Origin of the sequence: Mesorhizobium sp. M7A.F.Ca.CA.004.12.1.1, assembly GCF_003997835.1 — a bacterium.
Taxonomy (GTDB): domain Bacteria; phylum Pseudomonadota; class Alphaproteobacteria; order Rhizobiales; family Rhizobiaceae; genus Mesorhizobium.
This window is the reverse complement of the sequence record NZ_RZRK01000097.1, coordinates 1-11,427: the sequence shown is the minus strand read 5'-3', so window position 1 is coordinate 11,427 and position 11,427 is coordinate 1. Positions and strand designations below refer to the sequence as shown.

Here is an 11,427-nt window from a genome sequence, read left to right as displayed (position 1 = left end):
ATCTGCGTCAAAGCCACCAGGTCCCCTGTCCGGAGCATCCGGGCCGTTCTCGTCTATGACGAACTGAGCATGCGCCGCCGGTATCGGCGGAAAACCCACCAGCGCGGTGGCGCCGAGGAGGACCATCAACCGTCCGGCAATCACACCTGGCCGGCGACGGCGACCCGAGCCAGACGCTTCTTGCGCACGTGCCACCGGTCCAAGTTTGAACAAAGTCCACGCTTGCGCCGCACGAAGCGAACAAGGCGAACTGCCGGGCAGCGCTTGGCGGGCAAGCCCTGCTTGCTGGGATACCTCTGCCACATGGGCATTGGCAGCGTCGATACCGGAACCCGGAACCGCGAATGCGCGTTTGATGGCAAAGCCACCACGCTTTGAAAACAAAGCCATGCACTTACCCCCCGTTTTACGGGGGCGCGCCTCAATGCCTGCTTAAGGCGACGCCACCGCTATGCTCATGCAATTGCAATAAGGATGCCGGCACTGCGCAATAAGGTTCAATGCATTAAAACAGAGCATCCGCATTCCCACTTGCGGAGCTCTGACTCAATTAGAATACATTAACTTATGCCGGATGAAACCGAAAATTTACGTGCGGACACTGACTAAAGCCGCTGACGTTTCATAGTCGTCATATGACGACTATCTGCGGTTCACTGCTGGAATCGCAGAACAAAGCGATCGGACTGCCCGATTTCGTGATGCTCGACCCGCTGGCCATGGCATCGCCGCGCAAACGTCCTATATCAGTGGGCAGAGTTTTTTGCGCGGGAATGAGCGAATGTCGGCACTTCGGCCATCAACGATCTTCACAGTGGCAATGCTGGCCACGGCAGTGCTGGCGGGCGTTTGCCTGCCGGCTTCCGCGCAAGCGCTCAATTCCGCTACCGGCAACAATGCGCTGATCCGGCAGAACGACCTGCAAATCCTGCAAAACAGGATACAACGGCAGCAATATCAGCAGCAACAGCAGCAGTACCGCGCCCAGGACCGCCAGATCGTTCAGCAGCCGCCCCCGGTCGTGCAGCAGCTCAAGCCAAGCTGCCAGACCCAGATAATCGGCACCACCGCCGTGAGCAATTGCCGCTGACATCAAGGCGTTTTTCATTTATTTAGCCGACTTAGGTATTTCGAGTGTCTTTCGGCACATGCGAAAGTTTTGGTTTCGCAACGATGCCTTGTCGCGCTATGCGGCATTGCATCGACTGGATTGACGAATGGCAGCCACCAAGAAAAAGGCCGTACGCAAGGCAAAAAAGGGCGAGAGGATCCGCCAGGTGGCGGCTATTCCCTTTCGGCTGACCGCGCGCGGCGACATCGAGGTCATGCTGGTCACGTCGCGTACCACCAGGCGCTTCATCGTCCCCAAGGGCTGGCCGATGAAGGGCAAGAGCGGACGCAAGGCGGCCACCATCGAGGCACAGGAGGAAGCCGGCGTGCTCGGCAAGACGCTGAAGCAGCCGGCGGGCACCTATTCCTACTGGAAGCGGCTGGCCAATCGCTTTGTCCGCGTCGACGTCATCGTCTATCTGCTCGAGGTGAGCGAGGAACTGGCCGACTGGCAGGAAGCCAAACGACGCCAGCGGGCCTGGCTGGCGCCAGCCGACGCAGCCATGCTCATCGACGAGCCTGATCTTTCAACGTTGGTGAAGACGCTGAAGCTTCCTCAGCCTTTGCAGGTGGACCAGGCGTAAAGCCTCACTCGCCGGGCTCATCGCTTTCGGGAAACGGCCGCACCGGCGTGCCGGTATAGGTCCACAGCCATTCGCGCGGCAGCGGCCCTTTGTTTCGCTCGGCCTGCTGCGACTGCTCCCAGGCATGCGCAAGGATGCCGACCGAGCGCGACAGCACGAAAAGCCCTCGCGTCAGCGCTGGCGGAAAACCGAGTTCGCCATAGATGACGGCGGTAGCGCCATCGATGTTGAGCGGTATTTTTTTCCTCTTGCGTCGCGCGACGTCCGCCTCGATCGCTTCTGCAATATCGACGAAACGTCCGTTGACGGCACCGCGTGCGGCAAATTCGCGGGTCAGTTCCAGCAAGCGCGGCGCGCGCGGGTCGACGGGATGGAAGCGATGTCCGAGCCCCGGCACATAGCCCTTCTCCTCGGCGAAGAACCGGTCGAGCCGTGTCGAGACCGCTTCATTCAGCGTCATCCCGGCATCGATTGCCACGGCAATGTCACCATAGAAGGAAAGCGCCTGCTCGCCGGCGCCACCGTGCACGTCGCCGAGAACGTTGATGGCCGAGGCCATGGCGCTGTTGATACCGACGCCGCAGGTTGCGGCCATGCGCGCGATGGCGATCGATGGCGCCTGCGGTCCGTGGTCGACGGCGGCTCCCAAGGCAATGCCGAGCAACTCTGCCTGGTCCTCGCCGGGCAGTTCGCCGCGCAGCATCAGCCAGATGACAGCCGGGAAGCTGACGCGGCCGATCAGATCCTGGATCTCGTAGCCGCGCAGCCGGATGACACCAGGCCGCATCTCGATGATGTCGGTCTGCCACCATTCCTCGCCGCGCTCACGGCCCGTCTTCTCCGTGTCGCTCATGCGCCTGCCTTTGTCTTGGCGCGGGGTGGCAGGTCGGCGAACACCTCGCCCATATGTTCGCCGAGCGCCGGCGGCGGCTTTGTCGGCAACGGCGCCTCGCCATCTACCATGAAGCCGCCGCGCAGAACGGTCAGCGGCTTGTCCATGCCGGCCACATCATCAAAATTCGCGGTCACCCGGCGTTCGAGCACTTGCGGCTCGGCCAGCACTTGCGGGATCGTCAGCACCCTGCCGGCAGGCACGCCGGCGCGATTGAGCATCTCTTCCCAGGCCGCGGCCGGCGCGCCCGCCAGGGCGTCCTCGATTTCGACTTTAAGCGCCGCACGGTTGCGCTTGCGCGTCTCGCGCTCGGCAAAGCGGACATCGGAGGCCAGTTCCGGCCGGCCGATCAGCCGGCACAGCGCCACGAACTGCTCCTGCTTGTTGGCGGCGATGTTGACGAGCCCGTCGCCGGTGCGAAACGTACCGGAGGGTGCCGCCGTCATGTTCTCATTGCCCATCGGCTTGGGGTCGATGCCTACGGTCAGATAGTTGGAAACCGGCCAGCCAAGCGCGGAAAGTGTGCATTCGAGCATCGAGACGTCGAGAAAGGCACCCTCGCCGCTCGTCTTCTGCCGCACCAGCGCCGAGGTAATGGCGAACGCGCCGACCAGTCCGCCAAGCGTGTCGGCCACGGGATAGCCGACCCGCAGCGGCGCCGTTTCCGGTGTTCCGGTGATACTCATGATCCCCGACAGGCCCTGGATGATCTGGCCATAGGCGGGATTGTCGCGCATCGGCCCGGTCTGGCCGAAACCCGATATCGCGCAATAGACGAGGCCTGGACGGACCGTCTTCAGCGCCTCGTAACCAAGCCCCAGCCGATCCATCACGCCCGGGCGGAAATTCTCCACCAGGGCGTCGGCGCTGGCCACCAGATCGAAAAAGCGCTCGCGATCGGCTTGCTGCTTGAGGTCGAGCACCACCGACCGTTTGCCGGCGTTCTGCGCCAGGAACGATGCGCCCATGCCGGCGCTGTTCAGCTTTGGCGAGCCGCCGAGCTGGCGGGCTAGGTCGCCGCCTTGCGGCGCCTCGACCTTGATCACATCGGCGCCGAGCAGCGCCAGCTGATAGGCGCAGTAGGGACCGGCCAGGACGTTGGTCAGGTCGAGGACGCGGATACCGGAAAGCAATTCTGTCATGGCGTCATGGATCGATCAGGCATCGCCGGGCACATGCTCCGGTCCGCGCCGACGCCGATGCTCGATGAAGGCCCAGATATGCGGGCCGGCGAGGCCGATGAAGGCGAGCGTCAGCAGCGTCAGCGACAGCTTGTGGGTGTAAAACACCGACCAGTCGCCATTCGAGATGGTCATCGCCCGGCGGAACTGGGTTTCGGCGAGCGGTCCAAGGATCATGCCGATAATGACGGGCGCGGTCGGGAAATCGAAGCGCCGCATCAGGAAGCCGGCGGCCCCCAGGAGATAGAGGATGACGAGGTCGATGGGCGATTGCGAAATGCCATAGGTGCCGACCGTGGCGAACACCAGGATGCCGGCATAAAGCTGCGGCGCCGGGATTTTCAGCAACCGCACCCACAGCCCGATCAGCGGCAGGTTGAGGACGACGAGGATGACGTTGGCGATGAACAGGCTGGCGATCAGCCCCCAGACGAGGTCGCCCTGGGTCGTGAGAAGCAGCGGCCCGGGATTGATGCCGTAGCTCTGGAAGGCCGACAGCATGATCGCCGCCGTCGCCGAAGTCGGCAGGCCGAGCGTCAGCATCGGCACCAGCACGCCGGCGGCGGAGGCATTGTTGGCAGCCTCGGGGCCGGCAACGCCTTCGATGGCGCCGACGGTGCCGAACTCCTCCTTGTGCTTCGACAGCTTCTTTTCGATGGCATAGGACAGGAAGGTCGGGATTTCGGCGCCGCCGGCCGGCATGGCGCCGATCGGGAAGCCGATCGCAGCGCCGCGCAGCCAGGGTTTCCACGAACGCCCCCACTCGGCCGCCGTCATGTAGAGCGAGCCCTTCAGCGGCACGATCTCGTCCTTGCCGGCATAGCGGCGCGAGGCCATGTAGAGCGTCTCGCCGACGGCAAACAGGCCGACCGCGGCAATGATGACATCGACGCCATCAAGCAGTTCGTTCGTGCCGAAGGTGAAGCGCGGCTGGCCGGTCTGCAGGTCGACGCCGATCATGCCGATGACGAAGCCGGCGAACAGGCTGGTCAGGCCGCGTACGGAAGACGAGCCGAGCACCGCCGAAACGGTGATGAAGGCCAGCACCATCAAAGAGAAATATTCGGCCGGACCAAAGGCCAATGCGAACTTGACCACCACCGGCGCCAGGAAAGCGACGCCCATCGTGCCGATCGTGCCGGCGACGAACGAGCCTATCGCCGAAGTGGCGAGTGCCGCGCCGCCGCGCCCGGAACGCGCCATCCTGTTGCCTTCCAACGCAGTGACGATGGTGGCGCTTTCGCCGGGCGTGTTGAGCAGGATCGACGTCGTCGAACCACCATACATGGCGCCGTAGTAGATGCCGGCGAACAGGATGAAGGATGCCTCCGGCGCCACCTGATAGGTGATCGGCAAAAGCAGCGCGATGGTCAGCGCCGGCCCAAGACCGGGCAGCACGCCGATGGCGGTACCGAGTGTGGTGCCAAGCAGGCACCACAGAAGGTTGACCGGGGTGAAGGCAACCGAGAAGCCATGTGCGAGATGTCCGAGCGTTTCCATGGCGTCAGCCCCTCAACATGGTGATGAACGCATCGATGACCGTGTTCAGCTGGTTCTCGATGAAACCGGCACCGATGTTGACGCCAAGCGCCCTGGCGAAGCCGAAATAGGCGGCCAGCGCCAGGATCAGGCCGAGCACTGCGTCACGCAGCGTGCGCTTGCTGCCGAAGCCGTAGCAGACCAGAACGAACATGATGACGGATGCCGCCGTGAAGCCGAGCGGCCGGATGAGCAGCAGATTGGCGATCAGGCCGATGACGACGAAGCCCATCGCCTTCCAGTCGGTCGGCGTCTCCTTTTCCTCCTCCGGCTGCCAGCCGCCGCGAAGCGCGGCAAGGATGAGCAACAGCGAAAGAACCACCAGGCCGAACATGGTGAGGTAGGGAAAGACGGTCGGGCCGACCTTGGAGTAGAGCGGCGACACCGGGATTGCCAGCGTCTGCCAGGCGACGGCGCCGGCGCAGGCCAGGAGCCCGATGCCTATCAACAATTCCGGCACGGCAAGGCGCCACGGCGCCGCCTGCTGGTCGCTGGTGCTCATCGGTATCCTCCCAAGATGGCCGGCATCCTCCAGCCGGCCGCATCCGCAGTTTCGCCGCATCATATGTCCATGCGGCAGGCGAGATGGGAAGGGGGCGGCACTCTAACCGCCCCCTGAAGACATCAGGCGAGGCCGAGATCCTTGAGGATCGCGGTGATGCGGGCCGTGTCCTCGGTGAGGAATTTTGCGTAGTCGTCGCCAGTCAAAAGGATGGGCGTCCAGTTGCGGTTTTTGCATTCGGTTGCCCATGCATCGCTCTTGGCCATGGTCTCGATCATTGTGACCATCGCCGCCTTGTCGGCGTCGGAAACGCCGGGCGGTGCGAAGACGCCGCGCCAGTTGAACAGTTCGACATCGATGCCGGCTTCCTTCATCGTCGGTGCGTCGATGCCGTCCTGACGCTTGTCAGCCGAGATGGCGAGCAGCCGCAGCGCGCCCGCCTTGACCTGCTCGGAGAACTCGCCAAAGCCGGAGATGCCGGCCGCGACCTGGTTGCCGAGCAGCGCCGACAACGCCTCACCGCCGCCGGCGAACGGCACGTAGGACAGGTTTGTCGCCGGCACGCCGACCGTCTTGGCAATCAAGCCGAACAAGATGTGATCCGAGCCGCCGGCGGAGCCGCCGGCGACGGGAACCTTTGTCGGATCGGCCTTGAGCGCGGCGACGAAATCAGCGGCCGTCTTGAACGGTGACTCCGCCGGCACGACCAGGGCCTCGAACTCGCCGGTGAGGCGGGCGATCGGGGTGACTTGCGTCAGATTGTTCGCGGCCTTGTTGGCAATGATGGCGCCGACCATGACCATGCCGGCAACCATCAGGGAATTGCCTTTGCCGTTCCACTGGCTGATGAATTGCGGCAGCCCGACAGTGCCGCCGGCGCCGCCGACATTGGTGATCTGCGAACCCGAGATCAGCTTTTCACTGCGCAGCACCTGGTCGATCGTGCGCGCCGTCTGGTCCCAGCCGCCACCCGGTGCGGCAGGCACGAAGAGCTGTATCTGGGGCGCGCCTTCGGCGTAAGCGGGAGAAAGATGCGACGTCATCAGCCCGGCACCCACGGCTGCGGTGCTCATCAAAAATCTGCGTCTGTTCAGCATGGGGATTCCTCCAAATCACGACACCTCCTCCGGTGCCCGCCAAAACGCGCCTGCATCCAGACCCGTCATCGATTTCAAGCAGATGTTACGGAGTTCTGTCAACGGAAACGATATTCTACTGGACAGAACGATTTGGCGGCGCGACAGAGTCGCGTCGCTCGGCTTTCTTCAAACTGGAACCACCATGGACTCGCCAAGCAAATCGGCAGATGGGGAAATAGATCGCACCTCGGCGGACGGTGTTGCCGCGCTTGATCGGGCCATTGCCATCCTCGATGCCTTCACCACGGATGACCGGTCGCTCAGCCTGGCCGAAATCGCGGCGCGCACCGGCCTCTACAAGAGCACCATCCTGCGGCTTGCGAATTCCCTCATGCGCGGACGATTGCTCGAGCGCCTCGACAATGGACGCTACCGCGTCGGACCCGCGACCTTTCGGCTCGGTGCGCTCTACCAGCGTTCGGTCGTGGCGGTCGATATCCTGCTGCCGATCATGCGCGATCTTTCCGAGCGAAGCTGGGAGAGCGTTGCCTTCTATGTTCGCTCGGGCGATGTCCGCACCTGTCTTTACCGCGTCGAATCCAAGCACCCGATCCGCTACACGATACGCGAAGGCGACGTATTGCCTTTGCTGCTCGGCTCGGGAGGCCGCGTGCTCGCAGCGTTTTCGGGCCAGCAGGGCGAACCGTACGAGACCATCCGCGAGACCTGCAACTGCCTCGCCGTGGGCGACCGGGACCCTGAGACGGGGGGCGTGTCGGCGCCGGTGTTCGGCCCGGGAGGCGTCCTGCTCGGCGCCTTGACCCTGGCTGGACCCAGCACGCGCGTCGACGCGGCATTTCTGCAGCGCATGAAGCGTCCGCTGCTCGAGGCGGCGGCCCGCGCCACCCGCGCCTTCGGCGAGGACGCCTCCATGCTCGAGCGGGCAAGCCTGGCAGCGGACGCCATGCCGTAGAACACGTCCTCGTTGGAAGCCCCGCTCAAGTCAATTTGACCAGGCCACAGCGGTTCTTGGCGCGGCCCGCCTCGTCATCATTGCTGGCGACAGGCGCCATCATGCCGGCGCCGGCAGCTGTCAGCCCGCGGCTCAGGTCACCGCGCCAGCAGGATGGTCGGAGTGTCGTGATAGGTGGTCTTCACCACTTCCCGGTAACCGCACTTCGCAGCCACCCTCAGCGACGCGCCGTTTTCCGGATCGATGATACAGACGGTCTTCTCGCGCCCGAAAATCTCTTCGCTCCACGCCAGGATGCGGCCAACCACCTCGGTGGCGAAGCCCGCCCCGTGCACGGCCGGAACCAGCGCCCACCCGGCCTCGGGAATGCCTTCGATCGATGGTTCCATGTCGCGCTTCAGGTCGTGAAACCCGGCCTCGCCGATGAAGCGTCCGGTCGCCTTCTCCTCGATCGCCCAGAAGCCATAGCCGAGCAGCGACCACAGGCCGGCGTGACGCAGGAAGCGCATCCAGCTTTCTTCGCGCGTGCGCGGTTTGCCGCCGATGAAGCGGGTGACGACGGGATCCGTCCACATCGCGGCATAGGTGTCGAAATCGTCCAGCCGGTGTGCCCGCAGGATGGTTCGCTTCGTTTCGATGACAGGAGCGCTGGTCGCTTGTGGTTTGTTCATGGGATCTGCCTCGCACGGATCGTCAGCGCTTAGCAAATCGCCGGTGCTGCGCAAGGGGCCAGGGCAACACGGCCCATCATCCAGCCACCGCTATGGGAATTTTGCGCGACGGTGCTATTTTTCACGGCAGGCTGATTCAACACCTGCCAGCGCGACCTTTTTTCAGGCGCTGGGCGGTGCCGTCAAACCCCAGGGAAAGAGCATGGACACCACCGATCTTGTGCTTGCGATCTTCCATCATCTGCTGGTGTTTTCGCTGGCGGGAATCATCGGCGCCGAATTCGTCCTGATCCGCGGCGATCTGGGCGCTGCAACGCTCAAGAGGCTCGCCGGCATCGACCGCCATTACGGCATCATTGCCACGCTGATCATCGTCGTCGGCATCGGCCGCGTCTTCTATGGCCTCAAGGGCTGGGAATTCTACGTCCACAATTGGGTGTTCTGGGCCAAGATAGCGGCGTTCGTCGTGGTCGGCCTGCTGTCGATCATCCCGACCGTCCGCTTCATATCCTGGAGCAGGCAGGCGAGCGGCAATGCCTCGTTTCAGGTGCCGGCGGCCGAGCTTGCGTCCGTGAAGACCTACATCCGCGCCGAAGCTTTCATCTTCCTGCTCATCCCGGTCTTCGCCGCGGCGATGGCGCGTGGCTACGGCTATTAGGATGGCGCCCATCAGCAGTTTGCCGTTTGAGTCCGGTTGCAATCTGTTAATTTGCGCTAGTTGTTGCTCCATCTGCAGGGTGTTGAGAGGACCCCGCGCAGCGGTTGGAGATTTACGTATTGGGAGGAGATCACGATGAGAAGATTTGTCACCACTCTGGCTGCTGCTGCGGCCGTCGCGCTTTATGGGTTCACTGCCGGCGCGCAGACCTATCCTGAACGCACCATCACCGTTGTGGTGCCGTTTGCAGCCGGCGGCCCGACCGACACGGTCACGCGCCTCGTCGCCGAAGCGATGTCGAAGGATCTCGGCCAGCAGGTCATCGTCGAAAATGTCGGCGGCGCCGGCGGCACGCTGGGTGCCGGCCGCGTCGCCAACGCCGAGCCGGACGGTTATACGCTGCTGCTCCATCATATCGGCATGGCGACAAGTGCGACGCTGTACAGAAAGCTCGCCTACGACACGCTGAACGCCTTCGAATATGTCGGCCTCGTCACCGAGGTGCCGATGACCATCGTCGGCCGCAAGGACCTGGAGCCCACCGACCTCAAGGGGCTGGTGGAGTACGCCAAGGCCAACAAGGATTCCATAACCGTCGCCAATGCCGGCATCGGTGCGGCCTCGCATCTATGCGGCATGCTGTTCATGAGCGCCATCAAGACGCCGCTGGTCACCGTGCCCTACAAGGGCACCGGCCCGGCCATGACCGATCTCCTCGGCGGCCAGGTCGACATCATGTGCGACCAGACGACCAACACCACCAAGCAGATCCAGGGCGGCACCATCAAGGCCTATGCCGTCACCTCGCCGGAACGCCTCGATGTGCTGAAGGACGTGCCGACGGCGGTGGAAGGCGGCCTTCCCGATGTGCAGGTCGGCATCTGGCATGGTCTCTATGCACCCAAGGGCACGCCGGCCGAGATCACCGAACGCCTGTCGAAATCGCTGCAGGTCGCGCTGAAGGACCAGAACGTCGCCGCCCGCTTCGCCGAACTCGGCACCAAGCCGTCGCTCGAGGCCGATGCCACGCCCGCCGCACTGAAGGCCAAGCTGGAAAGCGAGATCGCGCGCTGGAAGCCGATCATCGAAGCCGCCGGCCAGTACGCCGACTGAGGTTTGAATAGGGGCGCCACCAGCGCCCCTATTCCGCTCGGCATCGCTACCCCAGTGCGGGCTTGGAGAACCATCATGAAACCTTTCGCGATCGACAGGGCCAACGGCCTGTGCGCCGCCCTGTTCATCGGTTTCGGCGCATGGTTCGCGCTGCAATCGCTCGGTCTCGAAATCGGCACCGCCTTGCGCATGGGGCCAGGCTATTTTCCGCTGGTCCTGGCGATCGTGCTGATCCTGCTTGGCGCGGTCATTCTCGTCCAGGCCGTACGCGTCGAGGGCGAAGCGATCGGGCACATTGCGTGGCGCGGCATGCTGCTCATCCTGCCTGCTCCGATCTTCTTCGGCCTGACAGTGCGCGGCCTCGGATTCATCCCGTCGATCTTCCTGACGGCGCTGATCGCGTCGTTTGCCAGCCGCCGCATGAAGCCATTGACCGCGCTCGTGCTGTCGGCCGGTCTGACGTTGTTTGCCTTCCTCGTCTTCAGCTACGCGCTCGGCCTGCCGTTCCGCCGCTTCGGCCCGTGGCTGGCCCCAGGGTCGGCATCGTGAGGCGATGAGCATGGATCTCCTCGACAACCTCGCGCTCGGCTTTTCGACGGCGACGTCGTTGACCAACCTCGGTTTCTGCCTGATCGGCGTCCTTCTCGGCACGCTGATCGGCGTCCTGCCCGGCATCGGCGCCACCGCGACCATCGCCATGCTTCTGCCCATCACCTTCCAGATCGGCGATCCGGTCTCCTCCCTCATCATGCTCGCCGGCATCTATTACGGTGCGCAATATGGCGGCTCGACCACCGCCATTCTCATCAACATGCCGGGCGAATCCTCGTCCGCCGTCACCGCGATCGACGGCTACCAGATGGCCAGGAACGGCCGCGCCGGAGCGGCCCTCGCGATCGCGGCCATCGGCTCGTTCTTTGCCGGCACGGTGTCGACGTTCCTCGTCGCCATCTTTGCCCCGCCGCTGACGGCGATCGCGCTGAAATTCGGCGCGGCCGAGTATTTTTCGCTGATGATCGTCGGCTTGGTTTCGTCCGTCGCACTCGCCCACGGCTCTATCGTCAAGGCGCTGGCCATGGTCGTGCTCGGCCTTCTGCTCGGCATTGTCGGCACCGACATCTACAC

13 protein-coding genes are annotated in these 11,427 nt (G+C 63.8%); 7 read left to right on the top strand and 6 right to left on the bottom strand.

Annotated elements, in window-relative coordinates:
• Nucleotides 1–781 precede the first annotated feature (781 nt).
• Nucleotides 782–1,090, top strand: a complete 309-nt coding sequence (locus EN984_RS07670) for a hypothetical protein (RefSeq protein WP_127270866.1) — start codon at nucleotides 782–784, stop codon at nucleotides 1,088–1,090.
• A 127-nt stretch (nucleotides 1,091–1,217) separates the two neighbouring features.
• The gene (locus EN984_RS07665; protein ID WP_127270867.1) at nucleotides 1,218–1,694 is read left to right on the top strand and encodes an NUDIX hydrolase; all 477 of its coding nucleotides are present in this window, start codon (nucleotides 1,218–1,220) and stop codon (nucleotides 1,692–1,694) included.
• Between the two features lie 4 nt (nucleotides 1,695–1,698).
• Here EN984_RS07665 and EN984_RS07660 read toward each other — a convergent pair whose 3' ends face one another.
• From EN984_RS07660 to EN984_RS07640, 5 genes are all read right to left on the bottom strand, one after another.
• Nucleotides 1,699–2,547 (bottom strand): citryl-CoA lyase, encoded by an 849-nt coding sequence (locus EN984_RS07660; RefSeq protein WP_127270868.1) that lies wholly within the window; start codon nucleotides 2,545–2,547, stop codon nucleotides 1,699–1,701.
• The gene (locus EN984_RS07655; protein WP_127383686.1) at nucleotides 2,544–3,728 is read right to left on the bottom strand and encodes a CoA transferase; all 1,185 of its coding nucleotides are present in this window, start codon (nucleotides 3,726–3,728) and stop codon (nucleotides 2,544–2,546) included. Before EN984_RS07655 ends, EN984_RS07660 begins: the two co-directional genes overlap by 4 nt.
• A 15-nt stretch (nucleotides 3,729–3,743) precedes the next feature.
• Nucleotides 3,744–5,267, bottom strand: coding sequence for a tripartite tricarboxylate transporter permease (locus tag EN984_RS07650; RefSeq protein WP_127269607.1), 1,524 nt, complete (start codon nucleotides 5,265–5,267; stop codon nucleotides 3,744–3,746).
• Nucleotides 5,268–5,271: 4 nt separating this feature from the next.
• The gene (locus EN984_RS07645; protein ID WP_027037688.1) at nucleotides 5,272–5,808 is read right to left on the bottom strand and encodes a tripartite tricarboxylate transporter TctB family protein; all 537 of its coding nucleotides are present in this window, start codon (nucleotides 5,806–5,808) and stop codon (nucleotides 5,272–5,274) included.
• A gap of 122 nt (nucleotides 5,809–5,930) precedes the next feature.
• Entirely contained in the window at nucleotides 5,931–6,905 is a 975-nt protein-coding gene (locus EN984_RS07640) for a tripartite tricarboxylate transporter substrate-binding protein (RefSeq protein WP_127269608.1), read from the bottom strand.
• Here EN984_RS07640 and EN984_RS07635 point away from each other — a divergent pair.
• Nucleotides 6,874–7,860, top strand: coding sequence for an IclR family transcriptional regulator (locus EN984_RS07635; RefSeq protein WP_245473134.1), 987 nt, complete (start codon nucleotides 6,874–6,876; stop codon nucleotides 7,858–7,860). The genes EN984_RS07640 and EN984_RS07635 overlap by 32 nt on opposite strands.
• 137 nt (nucleotides 7,861–7,997) lie before the next feature.
• On the opposite strand, the gene EN984_RS07630 is transcribed toward EN984_RS07635, so the two are convergent.
• Nucleotides 7,998–8,531 carry a GNAT family N-acetyltransferase gene (locus tag EN984_RS07630; RefSeq protein WP_127271811.1) on the bottom strand — a complete coding sequence of 178 codons (534 nt, stop codon included), beginning with the start codon at nucleotides 8,529–8,531 and terminating at the stop codon, nucleotides 7,998–8,000.
• A gap of 202 nt (nucleotides 8,532–8,733) precedes the next feature.
• Between EN984_RS07630 and EN984_RS07625 the strand changes: the two genes are divergently transcribed.
• From EN984_RS07625 to EN984_RS07610, 4 genes are all read left to right on the top strand, one after another.
• Nucleotides 8,734–9,189, top strand: a complete 456-nt coding sequence (locus EN984_RS07625) for a DUF2214 family protein (RefSeq protein WP_127271258.1) — start codon at nucleotides 8,734–8,736, stop codon at nucleotides 9,187–9,189.
• A 135-nt stretch (nucleotides 9,190–9,324) separates the two neighbouring features.
• On the top strand, nucleotides 9,325–10,302 hold the full coding sequence (locus tag EN984_RS07620) for a tripartite tricarboxylate transporter substrate-binding protein (RefSeq protein ID WP_127271256.1): 978 nt from the start codon (nucleotides 9,325–9,327) through the stop codon (nucleotides 10,300–10,302).
• A gap of 75 nt (nucleotides 10,303–10,377) precedes the next feature.
• Nucleotides 10,378–10,851 (top strand): tripartite tricarboxylate transporter TctB family protein, encoded by a 474-nt coding sequence (locus tag EN984_RS07615; RefSeq protein WP_127271254.1) that lies wholly within the window; start codon nucleotides 10,378–10,380, stop codon nucleotides 10,849–10,851.
• Between the two features lie 10 nt (nucleotides 10,852–10,861).
• The coding region (locus EN984_RS07610) for a tripartite tricarboxylate transporter permease (protein WP_206517413.1) at nucleotides 10,862–11,427 on the top strand (566 nt) is incomplete at its 3' end.

What these genes read in the sequence shown, in the direction of transcription:
- EN984_RS07670 (WP_127270866.1), top strand. Translation starts at nt 782, where the DNA reads ATGTCGGCACTTCGGCCATCAACGATCTTCACAGTGGCAATGCTGGCC.
- EN984_RS07665 (WP_127270867.1), top strand. Translation starts at nt 1,218, where the DNA reads ATGGCAGCCACCAAGAAAAAGGCCGTACGCAAGGCAAAAAAGGGCGAG.
- EN984_RS07660 (WP_127270868.1), bottom strand. Translation starts at nt 2,547, where the DNA reads ATGAGCGACACGGAGAAGACGGGCCGTGAGCGCGGCGAGGAATGGTGG.
- EN984_RS07655 (WP_127383686.1), bottom strand. Translation starts at nt 3,728, where the DNA reads ATGACAGAATTGCTTTCCGGTATCCGCGTCCTCGACCTGACCAACGTC.
- EN984_RS07650 (WP_127269607.1), bottom strand. Translation starts at nt 5,267, where the DNA reads ATGGAAACGCTCGGACATCTCGCACATGGCTTCTCGGTTGCCTTCACC.
- EN984_RS07645 (WP_027037688.1), bottom strand. Translation starts at nt 5,808, where the DNA reads ATGAGCACCAGCGACCAGCAGGCGGCGCCGTGGCGCCTTGCCGTGCCG.
- EN984_RS07640 (WP_127269608.1), bottom strand. Translation starts at nt 6,905, where the DNA reads ATGCTGAACAGACGCAGATTTTTGATGAGCACCGCAGCCGTGGGTGCC.
- EN984_RS07630 (WP_127271811.1), bottom strand. Translation starts at nt 8,531, where the DNA reads ATGAACAAACCACAAGCGACCAGCGCTCCTGTCATCGAAACGAAGCGA.
- EN984_RS07625 (WP_127271258.1), top strand. Translation starts at nt 8,734, where the DNA reads ATGGACACCACCGATCTTGTGCTTGCGATCTTCCATCATCTGCTGGTG.
- EN984_RS07620 (WP_127271256.1), top strand. Translation starts at nt 9,325, where the DNA reads ATGAGAAGATTTGTCACCACTCTGGCTGCTGCTGCGGCCGTCGCGCTT.
- EN984_RS07615 (WP_127271254.1), top strand. Translation starts at nt 10,378, where the DNA reads ATGAAACCTTTCGCGATCGACAGGGCCAACGGCCTGTGCGCCGCCCTG.